14 protein-coding genes are annotated in these 16,584 nt (G+C 54.9%); 11 read left to right on the forward strand and 3 right to left on the reverse strand.

The window, feature by feature from the left end; all coding sequences use genetic code 11:
* Nucleotides 1–3: 3 nt before the first annotated feature.
* A complete protein-coding gene (locus Yoon_RS04505; protein ID WP_238110533.1) occupies nucleotides 4–1,464 on the reverse strand; it encodes a PLP-dependent aminotransferase family protein in 1,461 nt (486 codons plus the stop codon).
* A gap of 164 nt (nucleotides 1,465–1,628) precedes the next feature.
* Here Yoon_RS04505 and Yoon_RS04510 point away from each other — a divergent pair, with 164 nt between their 5' ends.
* Entirely contained in the window at nucleotides 1,629–1,961 is a 333-nt protein-coding gene (locus Yoon_RS04510; protein WP_238110534.1) for a hypothetical protein, read from the forward strand.
* Between the two features lie 74 nt (nucleotides 1,962–2,035).
* Here the strand turns inward: Yoon_RS04510 and Yoon_RS04515 are convergent, their stop codons facing one another.
* The gene (locus tag Yoon_RS04515) at nucleotides 2,036–3,418 is read right to left on the reverse strand and encodes an aspartate aminotransferase family protein (RefSeq protein ID WP_238110535.1); all 1,383 of its coding nucleotides are present in this window, start codon (nucleotides 3,416–3,418) and stop codon (nucleotides 2,036–2,038) included.
* Nucleotides 3,419–3,887: 469 nt separating this feature from the next.
* Between Yoon_RS04515 and Yoon_RS04520 the strand changes: the two genes are divergently transcribed.
* The 8 genes from Yoon_RS04520 to Yoon_RS04555 all read left to right on the forward strand — a co-directional run bounded on the left by Yoon_RS04520 (nucleotide 3,888) and on the right by Yoon_RS04555 (nucleotide 12,658).
* On the forward strand, nucleotides 3,888–4,886 hold the full coding sequence (locus Yoon_RS04520) for an ABC transporter substrate-binding protein (RefSeq protein WP_238110536.1): 999 nt from the start codon (nucleotides 3,888–3,890) through the stop codon (nucleotides 4,884–4,886).
* Between the two features lie 111 nt (nucleotides 4,887–4,997).
* Nucleotides 4,998–5,804 carry a taurine ABC transporter ATP-binding protein gene (locus Yoon_RS04525; protein WP_238110538.1) on the forward strand — a complete coding sequence of 269 codons (807 nt, stop codon included), beginning with the start codon at nucleotides 4,998–5,000 and terminating at the stop codon, nucleotides 5,802–5,804.
* Nucleotides 5,801–7,135, forward strand: coding sequence for an ABC transporter permease (locus Yoon_RS04530; RefSeq protein ID WP_370642105.1), 1,335 nt, complete (start codon nucleotides 5,801–5,803; stop codon nucleotides 7,133–7,135). The genes Yoon_RS04525 and Yoon_RS04530 overlap by 4 nt, the downstream gene beginning before the upstream one ends.
* A 116-nt stretch (nucleotides 7,136–7,251) precedes the next feature.
* The gene (gene hisD / locus Yoon_RS04535; RefSeq protein ID WP_238110539.1) at nucleotides 7,252–8,550 is read left to right on the forward strand and encodes a histidinol dehydrogenase; all 1,299 of its coding nucleotides are present in this window, start codon (nucleotides 7,252–7,254) and stop codon (nucleotides 8,548–8,550) included.
* A 55-nt stretch (nucleotides 8,551–8,605) separates the two neighbouring features.
* Nucleotides 8,606–10,828: a heavy metal translocating P-type ATPase gene (locus Yoon_RS04540; protein WP_238110540.1), complete on the forward strand. Its 2,223-nt coding sequence runs from the start codon at nucleotides 8,606–8,608 to the stop codon at nucleotides 10,826–10,828.
* Nucleotides 10,829–11,215 (forward strand): Cu(I)-responsive transcriptional regulator, encoded by a 387-nt coding sequence (gene cueR, locus Yoon_RS04545; RefSeq protein ID WP_238110542.1) that lies wholly within the window; start codon nucleotides 10,829–10,831, stop codon nucleotides 11,213–11,215.
* A 75-nt stretch (nucleotides 11,216–11,290) separates the two neighbouring features.
* Nucleotides 11,291–11,908 (forward strand): hypothetical protein, encoded by a 618-nt coding sequence (locus Yoon_RS04550; protein WP_238110544.1) that lies wholly within the window; start codon nucleotides 11,291–11,293, stop codon nucleotides 11,906–11,908.
* Between the two features lie 81 nt (nucleotides 11,909–11,989).
* Nucleotides 11,990–12,658 carry a DUF3800 domain-containing protein gene (locus Yoon_RS04555; RefSeq protein ID WP_238110546.1) on the forward strand — a complete coding sequence of 223 codons (669 nt, stop codon included), beginning with the start codon at nucleotides 11,990–11,992 and terminating at the stop codon, nucleotides 12,656–12,658.
* 120 nt (nucleotides 12,659–12,778) lie between these two features.
* Here the strand turns inward: Yoon_RS04555 and uvrB are convergent, their stop codons facing one another.
* Nucleotides 12,779–14,983, reverse strand: a complete 2,205-nt coding sequence (uvrB, locus tag Yoon_RS04560) for an excinuclease ABC subunit UvrB (protein WP_370642106.1) — start codon at nucleotides 14,981–14,983, stop codon at nucleotides 12,779–12,781.
* A 268-nt stretch (nucleotides 14,984–15,251) separates the two neighbouring features.
* On the opposite strand from uvrB, the gene Yoon_RS04565 reads away from it, so the two are divergent.
* Nucleotides 15,252–15,563: an ETC complex I subunit gene (locus Yoon_RS04565; protein WP_238110547.1), complete on the forward strand. Its 312-nt coding sequence runs from the start codon at nucleotides 15,252–15,254 to the stop codon at nucleotides 15,561–15,563.
* Between the two features lie 72 nt (nucleotides 15,564–15,635).
* Nucleotides 15,636–16,553, forward strand: coding sequence for an MYG1 family protein (locus Yoon_RS04570; RefSeq protein ID WP_238110549.1), 918 nt, complete (start codon nucleotides 15,636–15,638; stop codon nucleotides 16,551–16,553).
* The last annotated feature ends 31 nt before the right edge of the window (nucleotides 16,554–16,584 follow it).

A 16,584-nucleotide genomic window follows, 5' to 3' on the forward strand; every position in this document is an offset into this window, starting at 1 on the left:
GCGTTATGCATTGGCAATGGCCTGCGCAATCAACGCAACGCCGGGTGCAATTTGCACCGCGGGAATGGATGAATAGGCAAGACGGAAATAATCAGTCGGCGGGGTATCAGACGCAAAAAATGCCGCACCCGGTTCAATCAACACACTATCGTCGCGCAACTGATGCGCCAATTGCGTTGTATCAAGCCCGTTCGGGGTGCGCAGCCATACTGCCGACCCGCCATAGGTGCCGTGCCCGGCAACCGTGAGCCCGTGGTTTTTGAGGGCGACATCCATGACCTCGCGCCGGTGGTGATAGGCCTTGCCCATGCGCCTGATCAACGCATCGTAATGCCCAAGCGACAGGTAATAGCTGACCGTGCGCTGGATATGGCCGGGGGGGTGGCGCAGCACGGTGGCGCGCAGCGCGCGTGCTTCGCGGATGAATGGTGCCGGGCCAACAAGATACCCCAAACGCAGCCCCGGAAAGAGCGATTTTGAGAATGATCCGACGTAAATCACCCGTCCATTCTGATCAAGTGATTTAAGCGAGGGGGAGGCCGGTTTGAGGAACGACATCTCAAATTCATAATCATCCTCGACGATTAGAAAATCATCTTCTTCTGCTTTGCGCAGGAGTGCTTTGCGCCGATCCACTGACATGGTTGATGTCGTCGGGCATTGGTGGCTGGGTGTTGCGAAAACCACATCTGTTTCCGGTGGTAACGCATCAGGAGGCAGCCCGTCACCGTCAACGGGAACGGCAGTGTATTGGCACCGCGACTGGTCCAAAATATTGCGCAGGGCGGGGTAGCAGGGGTCCTCAATCGCAGCCAAACGGCGGCTGTTCAAAAGCACTTGCGCAGCCAGCCAAAGCGCATTTTGCGCGCCCATTGTTACCAAAATTTCGTCGTTATTTGCCAGAATACCGCGGCGGGGTAACGTCTGGCGGGCGATAAATTCGACCAATTGTGGATCATCACCATCATAATAGTCAGCCGTCAGGGCGCTAAAATCGCGCATTCCCAATGCGCGTAGCGCACACAACCGCCAATTGGCTGCATCAAACAGCGTTTTATCTGCTTGGCCGTAGATAAATGGATAGCGGTATTTGGCCCAATCGCTGGGCTTATCTAGGTTCAAGCCGGGGGTGAATTTTTGGCCGATTGCACGGTTCCAATCGACAGTGCCGAGCTGCGCGCGTTTGGCCGGAAATGCGGGAGGTTCGGGCGCATTGTCAGACACAAAATACCCAGACCGCCCGCGCGAAGTCAGGTAATCATCCGCGACCAATTCGGTATAGGCCAAGGTCACAGTGATCCGGCTGACGCCCAAATGCGTGGCCATCTTACGTGACGACGGTAGGCGTTCACCCGCCCGAAACCGTCCAGCAAGGATGCCCTGCGCAACCATCTGTTGGACACGGGCTTGCAACGTCCCAACAGAGGATGGATCTAAAAAGAAGGTTTCGACAGAAATTGGCATGATTGGTCCTAACGCTGGCCTCAATTGGACCTACTCGTCGGGGGAATACAAGGAGGTTTTTGAAAAGCCGAAAGAGGCCGGACAAAAAAACTAATGCTCAAAAACTTTTTTGCGACGGAAACAATTCGGTCATGCGTTCTAGAGGCCTAACCAAAGCGGAGAACATGATGAAGATGCTACCCAAAGCCACAATGATTGTCGCACTTAGTTTAATCGCCCCAACTGTTGTGACTGCTCAAGACGGTGGGGGAGGTCGCGGCCCACAGCCTGCTGAATTGGCCGGCGATCTTGGGGTATCGGTTGAGCTCCTTGAAAGTTGTTCACCTAATCGGGCCCAAGCAGGTGGTGAACGCCCTGAACGCCCAAGCCGCGAAGAACACGAAACACGTATGACTGAGATGGCCAGTTGCTTGCAGCAAGGCAATGCGTCGATCACGGCGCAATCATTGGATCAAGTCATGCAAAATTACCGCCCCGCCGCGCCCGACCGCGGATAACAGTCGCACCACTCACGGGAATAATGACTGTTACGGTGGTAAGGCCCGGAGTTTATTGCTCCGGGCCTTTCTATTTAGCCCAAGACGCGCTTGATCGCGTGGCCGACGGCCTCGGAGATGCGGTTGAGATCATCTTTGGTGGCGATCAGCGCTGGCGCAAACAAAAGCGCGTTGTTGTAGCCTGGTACTGATCGGTTTGTGCTGCCGATCATCACGCCTTGATTGATGCAATCAGCCACAATGGCCGCGACCTCAGGCTCGCCGACCGGTTCTTTGGTGTCGCGGTCGGTGACCAGTTCGATCCCGGCAAACAGCCCCATACCGCGCACGTCTCCGATCCACTTGTGGGTTTCCATCAGCCCGTGCAAATTGTTCTGAAAATGTTCGCCCATCACGGTTGAATTCCCAAGCAGGTCTTCTTCTTCGATGATCTTCATGTTTTCGATCGCAGCGGCGGGACCGCCCGTGCAGCCGCCAAATGTCGAAATATCGCGGAAGTAGCTCATTTTATCGGTGTCATCTTTGAACTGATCAAAGACCGCATTTGTGGTGACACAGCACGAAATCGCCGCATAGCCCGAGGCCACGCCTTTGGCCATCGTAACAATGTCTGGCTGCACGCCAAACTGTTGATATCCAAACCATTTGCCTGTCCGACCGATGCCGCAGACAACCTCGTCGATGTGCAGCAAGATGTCGTATTTTTTGCAAATCTCTTGCACGCGGTCCCAATAGCCTTTGGGGGGCACGATGATGCCGCCACCAGCGGTGATCGGCTCTAAGCAAAGCGCGCCAACGGTATCTGCGCCTTCGCGCAGAATTACGTCTTCAATGGCTTGGGCGGCAGCCGCGCCATAAGCTTCGCCGGTCAAGCCGTTTTCTGCGCGGTATTCAAGACAATGTGGCACGCGCACGAAGCCTGGTGCGAAGGGGCCATATTGCGCGTTGCGTTCATCCTGGCCTCCCGCCGACAGTGCGCCGAGCGTGGTGCCATGGTAATCGCGGTCGCGATACAGAATTTTGTATTTCTTGCCGCCGTAGTGTTTGTGGCTGATCTGGCGGACCATTTTAAACGCTTTTTCGTTCGCCTCAGATCCCGAGTTCGCATAGTAGACACGGTCCATACCCGGCATTTTGGCAATCAGCATTTCGGCAAATTGCGCACCCGGAATAGTTCCGGCACCACCGCTAAAGAAACACATCTTTGTAATTGCGTCACCAACAGCTTTGCCGATTCGTTCGCGGCCATAGCCTACGTTCGTTGTCCAAACGCCACCAGAGACGGCATCGACGTATTCTTTCCCGGTTATGTCCCAAACGTTGAGCCCTTTGCCTTCGACGATGATGCGGGGATCGACAGTCTCATAGACCTTGTTTTGGCTCAGGTGATGCCAGACGTGGGCGCGGTCAGCCTCGATTACATGGCCGGGATCGTTCGTGAAATTACTGGTGTCCATGTCGGAGGCTCCATTTGTGTAAGAGAAAGCGCGCAGGCCGAATCTTGTACGGTACTGCTGCAATTAAATGCAGTTTTTCAACAGGATGTGCAGCGTAGATAGGTCCAAAATATACAGATGCGTAGGTCCAATAGGGGCGGGTTGCCGTCGATGTGAAGTATGTGAATGAACTTAAAGATATTGAAGTTATTATAAAATATTGAATTCCTACCCCATTTTTCTGACCGGTTAGTCAAAGTTTTGCTCGCTTGTTTTAGTTGACGCGAGGACATGAATTTCTTTGGCTCTGCTTAACCTATCGCGGTTTTTTTAGGCGGTGGGGTTCATGCGGCCAAACTTGGTCAAGATAAAGAGCTGATGCGCTGGGGTAGGAACACCGCGCGAAACATGTTCAGTTCAACCAATCGAGGCAGGGACAACCTTGCCCAATGTATGGCCCGATATACGGGTCGCAACACGGGAGACGATTATGAAACTTAAGACTGTACTGATGGGGGCCGCCGCGAGCGCCACATTGATGATGGGCGCGACAAGCGTTGCTGCCCAAGAAATTACCGTTGGTTATTTCCTTGAATGGCCGATGCCTTACCAATACGCAAAAGTGAACGGCACATATGACGAAGCGCTGGGCATGACGGTTAACTGGGTCAGCTTTGATGCCGGCACTGCGATGTCAGCAGCCATGGCGTCTGGCGATGTGCAAATCTCTGTCAGCCAAGGGGTGCCACCATTTGTAGTTGCGGCCTCTGCGGGGCAAGATTTGCAAATTCTGGACGTCGCTGTGTCCTATGCTGAAAACGACAACTGCGTTGTCGCCTCTACGTTGGAAATCGACAAAGATAGCGCCGACGAATTGGCAGGCAAGAAAGTCGCCGTGCCATTGGGGACCGCTGCACACTACGGTTTCTTGCGCCAGATGGAACACTTCGGTGTTGATCTTGCTTCGCTCGACATCGTTGATATGGCACCGCCAGATGGCGCAGCTGCATTGGCACAGGGTGCCGTTGACATGGCCTGCGGTTGGGGTGGCTCACTGCGCCGCATGACTGAATATGGCAACGTGCTGCTGACAGGCGCGGAAAAAGAAGAGCTAGGCATTTTGGTGTTTGATGTCACATCTGCCCCTGCAAGCTTTGTCGCCGAAAACCCAGAGCTGGTTGCGAAATTCTTGGCTGTGACCGCCGAAGCAAACGCGGCATGGAACGATGGGTCTGGCGTTGAAGCAATGCTGCCAGTGATCGCGAATGACGCGGGTATGGATGAAGATGCAACAGCCGAAACAATGGCAACATTCGTGTTCCCATCCGTAGAAGAGCAATTGTCAGACGCGTGGTTGGGTGCGGCTGCACCAACCTTCATGAAAGGCGTCGCAGACGTGTTTGTTGACTCTGGCTCCATCGACTCTGCGCTTGATAGCTATGCAGGCAATGTGAACACGGGGCCATTGGCGACAGTCGGCGACATGTAATTCTTGATCCCGGCGCGGGGCATACCCTGCGCCGGGGCAATAATTTTCGAGAAAGCTCCTGAGTTCGCTGTGGCGGGGTCAGCGCTTTTTCGAAAACTATTGGAGTGGGACATGTCGGGGTTACAAATAGATAAGCTGTCGATGCGCTTTGATCTACCAAACGGATCATCGGTGCAGGCGCTCAAGGATGTGTCGCTGGACCTGAAGGCCGGCGAACTATTGTCTGTTCTTGGCCCATCAGGCTGCGGGAAGACGACGTTGCTCAATATCGTTGCGGGCTTTCTGGCGCCGACAGACGGAAAGATCGTGCTGAATGGCAAAACGGTTACGGGGCCGGGCGCCGAACGCGGTATGGTGTTCCAGCAGGGCGCGTTATTTGAATGGATGAACGTGCGTGAAAATGTGGGCTTTGGTCCATCCATGAAAGGGATGCCCAAGGCGGAAAAAGCCGAAATCGTTGATCACTTGCTTGATGTGGTCGGGCTGCAAGATTTCAAAGAAAAAGCGGTGTACGAGCTGTCAGGCGGCATGCAGCAGCGTGTTTCATTGGCGCGCTGTTTGGCCAATGATCCCGACGTCATCTTGATGGATGAACCATTGGGCGCGCTTGACGCGTTGACCCGCGAAAAAATGCAAGGGTTGGTTCTGAAGCTGTGGAAAGAGACGGGTAAGACGATCATCTTGATCACCCACTCTGTTGAAGAAGCTCTGTTATTGGGCGAGCGGCTCATCGTGATGGCGCCGCGGCCGGGTCGTATTCACCGTGAATATAACCTGCCGTTTGCGGAAATGGGCGTGAACCAAGACCTGCGTGAGGTCAAAAAACACCCCAAATTTGGTGAAACCCGCGAAGAAATTCTAAGCATGATTTGGGATATGGAAGAAGAAATTATGGGTCGGACGGAGGACGCACAATGAACCTACTTGCAGATCTCGGCGGAGAGCTCTGGGCCGTGTTGACGACCCTTTTTAAGGCCGCCCCCTATATCCTTGCCTATGTGCTCTTAATTTTGCTTACTATGTTCATTTGGAGCGGGATAAAGCGGCTTTTGACACCCAAGCATGACTATGGGTCACTCAAAACTGTGACCTTTGGGGATGAAAGCGCCGTAACCTCCAACACGGTTGCTTCCGTTGTCTCTGTTGTTTTGATCTTTGTGTTTTGGGCCGCATTTACGGGATCCAAGCTTTTGCCCGGGTTCATGCACGCGCCCGGCGCGTTTACGGGTGAAGGGACCTTTACCTATACGATCACAACCCCTGATGGCCAAAGCGATGATGCGACAGTGTCTGTTGTCGTGCACCCGGTGACTGAAGATGTTGTCGCCCCCGAAGTTGCCCCAGGTGACGGTATCGCCAAGGACGATTCAATCGCGATTGCCAGCTATCGCAGCGCGCTGTTCCGGGTCGATGAAAATGATGAAATGGGCCGTGATGAAGATACGTTTATCACTGCCGTCAACGGCGAAGCCATCGCCCCAGAGGGATCTGTCGATGTCGGTTTTGGCACGGTGGCGATGTCCGCTAAGGGAACTTTGAACATCATGCCTTCGACAGGTATCCAGATGGAACCGATTTGGCTTCCCGCGCCAGAAGCCGTTTGGTCACGGATGACCGAAATTGCGACCGATGGGTTCCGCAACTCAACCTTGATGGAGCATTTGGGTTATTCATTGTTCCGGGTTGTTGTCGGCTTCTTCCTTGGTGCGCTGGTCGGTATTCCGCTTGGGTATGCGATGGGTCTGTCAAATTGGTTCCGGGGGTGGTTTGATCCAATCGTGGAATTCATGCGCCCGGTTCCGCCGCTTGCGTTGATCCCTTTGGTCATCATCTGGGCTGGTATTGGCGAAGTGGGTAAGATTATCTTGCTGTTCCTCGCCGCGCTTTGGATCATGGCGATCGCAGCCCGGTCCGGCGTTTCTGGCGTGCGTATCTCAAAGGTACATGCGGCCTATAGCTTGGGCGCGTCAAAGTGGCAGATTATGCGTCACGTGATTATCCCTAATTCACTGCCCGAAATCTTTACCGGAGCCCGCGTTGCGATGGGGGTTTGCTGGGGGACGGTTGTTGCGGCCGAACTTGTCGCCGCTGAAAAAGGTGCCGGTATGATGATCATGGTCGCCTCAAAATTCCAAAGCACGGACATCGTTTTGATGGGGATCATTTTGATCGGCATCATCGGGTTTAGCATCGACATGCTGATGCGCTGGGTCGAACGTGTTCTGGTGCCGTGGAAAGGCAAAGGTTAAGCCTTTCCGAACGCGCATTTCAGCGAAGTAAAACAAGGAAGGCAAAGGGCAGATCGTCCTTTGCCTTTTGCCTTTTGTAGCGCCAAATCAATGCAATGTTTTCAAAGGGAATTGATATGGCCGAGTATCTCAAGCGCGCAACGCATACCGCACAATCTGATCATGCCGATGTGACACCAATCGTGCAGGCATTGCTGGACGAGATCGCGACAGGTGGCGAAGAGGCCGCCATCGCGATGGCCAAGCGTTTTGATAAATGGGATGGCGACGTCATTGTCACGCGCGCAGAGTTGGATCGCGCCATCGCACTTGTGCCGGAACAGACAAAAGCCGATATCCGCTTTGCACATGCGAATATCTTGAAATTTGCGCAGGCCCAACGCGAAACGATTGTCGACACCCAGATTGAAATTCTGCCCGGTCTTGTTGCTGGACAACGGCAAATTCCAGTAGGGGCTGCTGGGTGTTACGTGCCCGGTGGGCGCTATGCGCATATCGCCAGTGCGATGATGACGATCACAACGGCCAAGGCCGCTGGGGTAAAACATGTCACGGCCTGTTCGCCACCGTCAGAGGCGGATGGCATTCCTCCTGCAATCTTGTTTGCGATGGATCTTTGCGGTGCTGATGTGATCTTGAATATGGGCGGGGTGCAAGCGGTTGCTGCAATGGCCAAAGGTCTGTTTGGCTTGCCGCGCGCTGATGTACTTGTCGGGCCGGGAAACCACTTTGTTGCCGAAGCCAAACGGATTTTATTTGGCGAGGTTGGCATTGATATGGTCGCTGGACCGACTGATTCACTTGTTCTGGCGGACGAAACGGCAGACCCCGCGATTGTCGCGGCCGATTTGGTCGGACAGGCCGAACATGGGCCGAATTCACCTGTATGGCTGGTCACAGATTGCCGTACGCTGGCCGAAGACGTGATCGCCCGCATCCCCGCGTTGATCGCCGCCTTACCCGAAATCAACAGCGCAAGCGCCGAAGCAGCATGGCGTGACTATGCAGAGGTGGTTCTTTGCGCTGATCGCGCTGAGATGGCTGCCATATCGGATGAATATGCGCCCGAGCACCTGACAGTGCAATGCACCGATCTTGACTGGTGGCTGACCCAGTTGACCACCTATGGCTCGCTGTTCTTAGGCGAGGAAACCACCGTTGCATTCGGTGATAAGGCTGCCGGGCCGAACCATGTGCTGCCTACTTCGGGGGCGGCGCGTTATACGGGCGGACTGTCCGTTGGGAAATTCATGAAAACAGTGACGTGGCAACGTGCCACCCGGAATGCCGCGCGTCCTGTCGCCGAAGCTACGGCACGGATTTCGCGGATCGAAGGCATGGAAGGGCACGCCCGCACGGCAGACATCCGACTTGCGAAATACTTCCCCGATGAGGTTTTTGAATTAGGCGCTTGACCTTCCTGTCACTGGAACCCCTAAGTAACACCCGAGAGTAATCAAAGGGTTCACGATGGGGCAGGTGGCAGAGCAAAAGTTCCAAATCACTGGGATGAGCTGCGCAGGCTGCGCGGGGCGGGTGGAAACAGCGCTCGCCCGGGCAGATGGAATAACTGGGGTGCATGTCAATTTGGCGACAAGCACGGCGACAGTCGCAAGCGCACTTGCCCCTGATGCTATCGCTGCAGTGATTACACAAGCGGGCTACCCGGCGGAGCCGGTGATTGATCACGCACCTGTTGTGCCTGATCACGGGCAAACCGCGCAGGATATTTTTCGACAGTTTGTGATTGCGGCATGCCTGACCGCCCCAGTTTTCACGCTGGAAATGGGGGGGCATCTTGTCCCTGCCATGCACCATCTGATCGCACGGACGATTGGTACGCAGGAAAGCTGGGTCATACAGTTTGTGCTTGCCACTTTGGTTTTGATCGGACCCGGCCGGGTGTTTTTCACCAAAGGCCTGCCTGCGCTATGGCGGCGTGCCCCTGATATGAATGCGCTTGTTGTGATGGGGGCAGGGGCGGCGTGGACCTACTCCACCCTCGCCCTCTTTGCACCGGGGCTTTTGCCCACAGCGGCGCGCGCCGTCTACTTTGAGGCAGCCGCCGTGATCGTGACGTTAATCCTGCTGGGCCGCTGGCTAGAGGCGCGGGCCAAAGGGCAGACGGGTGCGGCGATTGAACGGCTGATCGCCTTGCGCCCTGATACGGCAACCGTGGTGCGGGCAGGCCAAGAAATAGCACTGCCTTTGTCAGAGCTTGTCACCGGCGATATTATCATTTTGCGCCCCGGCACACAGATCCCAACCGATGGCGTGGTGACGCAAGGTGCGTCGCATATTGATGAAAGCATGGTCACGGGTGAGCCCGTACCCGTCGCGAAGTCCGAAGGCGATACCGTCGTTGGCGGCACCATCAATGGCACTGGCGCGCTGCAAATTCGGGCCACTGCCGTAGGTGCTGAGACCATGTTGTCGCGGATTATCGCGATGGTCGAAGACGCACAGGATGCGCGGCTACCGGTCCAAGATTTGGTGACTAAAATCACGGTCTGGTTTGTGCCCGCGATCATGGGGATTGCTGCGGTGACGGTCTTGCTTTGGTTTGTGTTTGGGCCTGCACCTGTGCTGGCGCATGCATTGGTTGCCGGGGTCAGTGTGCTTATCATTGCCTGCCCCTGCGCGATGGGGTTGGCGGTGCCGATGTCGATCATGGTGGGCACCGGGCGCGCCGCGGATTTGGGCGTGTTGTTCCGGCAAGGCGATGCGCTTCAGGCGCTTGCGGGTATAGATACCGTGGCCTTTGACAAGACGGGCACACTGACAATAGGGCGGCCGACCCTGACCGACGTTGATGTGTTGTCTGGCAAAAAGGACGTTTTCTTGCGCAAGGTGGCCGCGGTCGAAACCCTGTCTGAGCACCCGCTGGCATCAGCCATTATCGGGTCCGCGCAAACGCCATTGCCCGTTGCGACTGAATTTAGTGCAATCCCCGGATATGGGTTGCAGGGCAAGGTCGATGGGCTAGTTATCGTGATTGGGGCCGAAAGGCTGTTGATCCGCGAAGGGATTGATCTGGCATCTCTCAGGCAGGTCGCGCAAAACCACGCGCAGGCGGGCAAAACACCAATCATGGTGGCAATCGACGGCAAAGCTGCGGGTGTCATCGCCGTGTCTGATCAACTGCGCCCGACTGCAAAAGCCACCGTCATGCGCTTGCAAGCGATGGGGAAACGGGTCGTGCTGATCACCGGGGACACCGACCGAACCGCCAAGACCATTGGCGCGCAATTGGGCATCACGGATATCTTTGCCGAGGTGCTTCCCGCAGGCAAAGTTGACGTCGTCAGGCAATTGCAGGCGGGCGGTGCAAAGGTGGCCTTTGTCGGTGATGGGATCAATGACGCGCCTGCGTTGGCCGCAGCGCAGGTTGGAATTGCAATTGGCACGGGCACCGATGTCGCGGTGCAAAGCGCGGATGTCGTCTTAATGTCGGGGGACCCAGCGGGGGTACTTAACGGGCTGACGGTGAGCGCGGCGACGATGGTGAATATTCGACAAAACCTGCTATGGGCGTTTGGGTATAATGTACTGTTAGTGCCCGTCGCGGCGGGGGCGCTGTTCCCGATTTTCGGGTTGCTTCTTTCACCGGGGCTCGCGGCGGGGGCGATGGCTTTATCAAGCGTGCTTGTGGTGACAAACGCGCTGCGGTTGCGCAGGGTGAAAGGAACATAGATGAATATTTCTGAGGTCGCGACACAAACAGGGCTACCCGCGAAAACGATCCGCTACTATGAGGACATCGGGCTCGTGACCCCCGCACGCAAGGCTAATGGATACCGGGATTTCGCGCAAAGCGATGCGCATAAACTGGCGTTTTTGGGGCGGGCGCGGGCCTTGGGCTTTGCGATTGAAGATTGCCGCAACCTGTTGGCTCTATGGGAAGACAACACACGCGCCAGCGCAGATGTGCGCGCGATTGCGCGTGAACATCTTACCGCGATAGATGCGAAAATCGCCGGGTTGATGGGGATGCGGGATACATTGGCCGAGTTGGTCGAGGACTGCGCCGGCGATAATCGCCCCGACTGCCCGATCCTGAAAGGGCTGGCCGGGTCATAAAATCGTCCCGATGTTGCCTTTTGGTTGTGGAAATTACCCCCGATACACAGAAGGCACGAAAACAAAGGCGATTCTATGTGGTTCCTACGAGGTTTATTGATTTGCGCGCTGATTGCACTGGTTGCTTGCGCGGTTGTGTTGCCCGAAGGGGGCGAAAAGGCGCGCGTGATGGATGGGCTTGGGAAGCTGATTTTCGGCGCCTTTGCCGCGCTTGCCGTCGGTTATATCTGGCAGGTGCGCAAATGGTTCCGGCGCGGGACAGCAAAAGAACCAACCCCGCGCGCACGTGTCGGTAAACCGATTGTCGTTGATGGGTCAAATGTGATGCATTGGGGCGGCGATCCGTCACTCATGGTATTGCAGCGGGTGATTGGGGCGCTGAAAGAACGCGGGTATGAACCTATCGTCTATTTTGACGCCAACGTCGGGTATAAATTGTCGAAAAAACGCGCGAACGATCAGGCAATGGCTGCGGAATTGGGATTGCCCGCTGATGATGTCACGCTCGTACCCAGCGGCACACCCGCCGATCCTATCTTGCTCAAACACGCAGCCGAGGATGACATGCGGGTCGTCACCAATGATCGGTTCCTCGACTGGAAACAAGATTTCCCCAAGCTCCGAGACAAAGGGTTTCTGGTCAAAGGCCGCTGGCAGCAGGGGAGTGTTATTTTGTTGGGGTTGGGGCGATAGTTTGTTAATTCAATCTGAGGTGGTGGGAGCGAGAAATTCGCGCTATATCGTAGTCTAGTTGTGTGAAGGGACCGAGTACGATTGTCTACATTATATATTTTTCTTGATGAAGGCGGAAATTTGGACTTTTCAAATGCCGGAACAGAGTATTTCACTCTTACTGGCGTGAGCATGTTTAGACCGTTTAAGTTGCATACTAAACTTGACACCTACAAATATGATCTGATTGAAAAGTTGATTAAGCCGCGTATCGAAATGGAATTTTTCCACTGTGCTGACGACAACGGATATGTTCGTAAAAAGATGTTCAACTTGTTGTCTATTGAATTGCAGGAAAATTCGGTGGATTCAGTTATTGTTAAGAAGCGAAAGACGGGAACCGCTCTTCAGTCGCCAGAAAAATTTTACCCTAAGATGCTAGGCTATCTTCTGCGCTATATATTGGAGAATGCTCCCACTGGAATTTCCGAACTAGTCATTATTACCGATACGATTCCAGTTAATAAGAAGCGTCGCGCAGTCGAGAAGGCGCTAAAACTGGTATTGTCTGCAATGCTTCCCTCCACAACTCCTTACAAAATTATGCACCATGCGTCACGTTCGCATTATGGGTTGCAGATAGCGGATTACTTGAACTGGGCCGTTTTTCGGAAATGGGAGAGGGGCGACAGTGTTGCCTATGATCAAATTAAAAAATTAGTTAGAAGCGAATTCGACATCTTCAAAACTGGAACGAGGAACTACTATTGATTTTGACCTCCCCGACTACCAAATGGAGAACCCCTTGGGTTCTTGTCATCGGGGAGGAACCTTTAAGGTGCATCTAAACCTGATCGGTATGAATTTCAAGTTAAGAATGAGGCAAGTGCGTCACCGCTTCCCCCCATACCCCGACTTGCCCCCACGTTGTCCCGGTCGCCCGCCTGTGCTGCGCCCTGATGATTTTTGTGCGTCGTCGACGGCTTTATCCACGGCTTGTTGCCGCGCCAGCGGGTCGTCGGCGATGGTCAGTTCGACTGTTTCAAGCCGCTTAACCTCATCACGTAGGCGCGCGGCCTCTTCGAATTCGAGGTTCTCTGCGGCCTTGCGCATGTCGGCGCGTAGCCCATCAAGCACGGCCTCGAGATTGCCACCATGCGCGGGGTTATCGACCTTGGCCGTGACCCGGTTCATGTCCACGTCGCCCTTATAAAGCCCAGCTAAGATATCCTCGACGTTCTTTTTCACCGTGGTGGGTGTGATCCCATGCTCAAGGTTATAGGCCATTTGTTTTGCGCGCCGGCGTTCGGTTTCTTTCATTGCGCGGTCCATCGACCCGGTGATCTTATCCGCGTACATGATCACGCGCCCTTCGGCGTTGCGTGCGGCGCGGCCGATGGTTTGCACAAGGCTGGTTTCTGACCGCAAGAACCCTTCTTTATCTGCGTCCAAAATCGCGACAAGCCCGCATTCGGGGATGTCCAACCCTTCGCGCAAGAGGTTAATCCCGATCAGCACATCAAAGGCGCCGAGCCGCAGGTCGCGTAGGATTTCGATCCGCTCAATCGTATCAATATCAGAGTGCATATAGCGCACGCGGATGCCCTGTTCGTGCATGTATTCGGTCAGGTCTTCGGCCATGCGTTTGGTCAGCGTTGTGCACAGCGTGCGGTAGCCCTCAGCGGATACTTTGCGCACTTCGTCCAACAGATCGTCAACCTGCATCTCGACCGGACGGATTTCGATTTTCGGATCGATCAGCCCCGTTGGCCGGATGATCTGTTCAGTGAACACGCCGCCCGTTTGCTCCATTTCCCAAGCGGCTGGGGTGGCCGAGACGAACACCGACTGCGGGCGCATCGCGTCCCATTCTTCGAATTTGAGCGGGCGGTTATCCATGCAAGATGGCAACCGGAACCCATGTTCGGCCAATACGGACTTGCGCCGAAAGTCACCCTTATACATGCCGCCAATTTGCGGCACAGAGACGTGGCTTTCATCCGCAAAAACGATGGCATTGTCGGGAATGAATTCGAACAGGGTGGGGGGGGGCTCGCCGGGCGCGCGGCCCGTCAGATAGCGCGAATAGTTTTCGATCCCGTTGCAAACGCCGGTGGCTTCGAGCATCTCAAGATCGAAATTGCAGCGTTGTTCGAGCCGCTGCGCCTCGAGCAGCTTTCCGTTGGCCGTGAGCCGATCAAGCTGCAAACGCAGTTCCTTTTTGATCCCGATAATCGCCTGCTGCATCGTCGGTTTTGGCGTCACATAGTGGCTGTTGGCATAGATACGGACCTGATCAAGCGTGTCGGTTTTTGTACCCGTCAGCGGGTCAAAGGCGGTGATACTTTCCAGTTCTTCGCCAAAAAACGATAGCTTCCACGCGCAATCGTCTAGGTGGGCTGGCCAGATTTCAAGACTGTCGCCGCGCACCCGAAATGTGCCGCGCTGAAATGCTGCGTCGTTGCGGCGGTACTGTTGTGCAATCAAATCGGCGATGATCTGGCGTTGGTCGTACATGTTGCCAACATGAATATCTTGGGTCATCGCCCCATAGGTTTCGACCGACCCGATCCCGTAAATACACGACACGGACGCCACGATAATCACATCATCGCGTTCTAACAATGCGCGCGTCGCCGAGTGGCGCATCCGGTCGATCTGTTCGTTAATTTGGCTTTCTTTTTCGATGAATGTATCCGAGCGGGCGACATAAGCCTCGGGTTGGTAGTAATCGTAGTAGCTGACAAAATATTCGACCGCATTATCCGGAAAAAAGCCTTTGAATTCGCCATAGAGCTGCGCCGCAAGCGTCTTGTTCGGGGCTAGGATGATGGCAGGGCGCTGCGTTTCTTCGATCAGCTTTGCCATCGTGAAGGTCTTACCGGTGCCGGTTGCGCCTAGCAGGACCTGATCACGTTCGCCGTCCAAGATGCCTTGCGATAGCTCTTTGATTGCGGTGGGTTGGTCCCCTGCCGGTGCGAATTCGGTTTGCAGGACAAAGCGTTGACCGCCTTCCAGCTTTTCGCGGGTTTTCACATCGGGTGCTGGGTTGGCCAAAAACACGGCTGGCTGTGGTTCGGATGCTTGCGTGGTCACGGTTTTATCACCTCGGTTCTACCCATCATAAGTCGATCTTTTTGACACTGTTTTCAACCCTGATCGATAAAATGTTTACGTTTTGTACACATATTTAGCCGTGGTGATTTCGGGCGCGAAGGCGTGACGCAGCTGAGATCACGACCAGCCCCCCTGTTGTATTTAGATGTGAACTTGCAATTAGCCCCGTCAAAGGCGGAAATTCTCGTGCAACGATCTTGCCAAGACGCACCAACTTCGGGATAAGTGCCGCGCAAGGAGTTTCACAATGCGCGCACGTATTTTTCGACCAGCCAAAACGGCTATGTCTTCCGGCACTGCAAAGACTAAGTCATGGGTTCTAGAGCATGTCGCCGAGAGCGCACGCGAGGTCGACCCGTTGATGGGTTGGACGTCATCGTCTGATACACAAGCACAAGTGCGTCTGACATTTGATACGAAAGAAGCCGCGCTTGCCTATGCACAAGAGCATGGGATTGATGCTGTCGTACAGGACCCCAAGCCGCGCAAAATGAATATCCGCCCAAGCGGCTACGCCGAGAATTTCGCGACGAACCGTCGCGGTGCTTGGACACATTAGGTGTCGCGAATGCGCCCCGCGCGTTCTATAGCCTCTGCATCATAGATTTCTGACGCTCCGGAGCCATCTCGCATGACGATTACGCAACTTGTCACCCATTCCGGTGGTTTTCACGCGGATGAACTACTGTCGTCGGTCATTCTATCCCGCTTGTTTCCCGACGCGCAGATAGTGCGTAGCCGGGACAAGCAGACGCTGACGCCTGCCACCAACAAAATCATCTACGACGTCGGTGGCAATTATGACCCTGACCGTCAAATTTTTGACCACCACCAACGGCCCAACCCCCTGCGCGAAGATGACCAGCCCTATAGTTCTTTTGGTCTGATTTGGGCGCATTATGGGCAGGATTATCTGGCAAGACTTGATGTGCCGGTGGATGATATCGCCGAAGTCCATGCCGCATTTGATAGCAAATTTGTGTTGCCAATTGATCTGCTGGATAACGGTGCGATGGAACCATCTGTCGCAGGGCCTTTATCGATACTGACGCTGCCGTCATTGCTGGGAAGCCTAAAACCTGTCTTTGACGACCCATCGCCAACGGCTGACGATGACGCATTTCATGCAGCAATGCCCATCGCCGGGGCATTTGTTGAGGCCACAATACGTAACCTTGCAGCGAAGGCGCGCGCACGCGCGCTTGTGCAGGACGCGATCGCAAAAGCGGGCACATCGCCGATATTGGAATTGCCAATGGGTATGCCTTACCGGTCAGCACTGGATGCTGCCGGGGCAGACCATATGTTGTTTGTGGTGACGCCGCGCGGTGATGATTGGACGCTTGGCGGGATCAAGCTGTCGAACGACACGTTTGACCAACGCGCCGATCTGCCTGCAGCATGGGCGGGGTTGACGGATAAGGCGCTTGAGGATGCGAGCGGCGTTCCGGGCGCAAAGTTTTGCCATAACGGCCGCTTTATTGCGGTCGCGTCGTCGCGCGATGCGATTATGGCAATGGCGCAAATCGCGGTAAACGAAGCAAAATAGCAGTCGTCACCGGGGCCGGTTATTGGCCGAT

Source organism: Yoonia sp. I 8.24 (genome assembly GCF_022096995.1).
Classification (GTDB): domain Bacteria; phylum Pseudomonadota; class Alphaproteobacteria; order Rhodobacterales; family Rhodobacteraceae; genus Yoonia.

Bases quoted from the DNA above. Each gene is read 5' to 3' on its own strand.
- Yoon_RS04505 (WP_238110533.1), bottom strand. From the start codon at position 1,464: ATGCCAATTTCTGTCGAAACCTTCTTTTTAGATCCATCCTCTGTTGGG.
- Yoon_RS04510 (WP_238110534.1), top strand. From the start codon at position 1,629: ATGATGAAGATGCTACCCAAAGCCACAATGATTGTCGCACTTAGTTTA.
- Yoon_RS04515 (WP_238110535.1), bottom strand. From the start codon at position 3,418: ATGGACACCAGTAATTTCACGAACGATCCCGGCCATGTAATCGAGGCT.
- Yoon_RS04520 (WP_238110536.1), top strand. From the start codon at position 3,888: ATGAAACTTAAGACTGTACTGATGGGGGCCGCCGCGAGCGCCACATTG.
- Yoon_RS04525 (WP_238110538.1), top strand. From the start codon at position 4,998: ATGTCGGGGTTACAAATAGATAAGCTGTCGATGCGCTTTGATCTACCA.
- Yoon_RS04530 (WP_370642105.1), top strand. From the start codon at position 5,801: ATGAACCTACTTGCAGATCTCGGCGGAGAGCTCTGGGCCGTGTTGACG.
- hisD (WP_238110539.1), top strand. From the start codon at position 7,252: ATGGCCGAGTATCTCAAGCGCGCAACGCATACCGCACAATCTGATCAT.
- Yoon_RS04540 (WP_238110540.1), top strand. From the start codon at position 8,606: ATGGGGCAGGTGGCAGAGCAAAAGTTCCAAATCACTGGGATGAGCTGC.
- cueR (WP_238110542.1), top strand. From the start codon at position 10,829: ATGAATATTTCTGAGGTCGCGACACAAACAGGGCTACCCGCGAAAACG.
- Yoon_RS04550 (WP_238110544.1), top strand. From the start codon at position 11,291: ATGTGGTTCCTACGAGGTTTATTGATTTGCGCGCTGATTGCACTGGTT.
- Yoon_RS04565 (WP_238110547.1), top strand. From the start codon at position 15,252: ATGCGCGCACGTATTTTTCGACCAGCCAAAACGGCTATGTCTTCCGGC.
- Yoon_RS04570 (WP_238110549.1), top strand. From the start codon at position 15,636: ATGACGATTACGCAACTTGTCACCCATTCCGGTGGTTTTCACGCGGAT.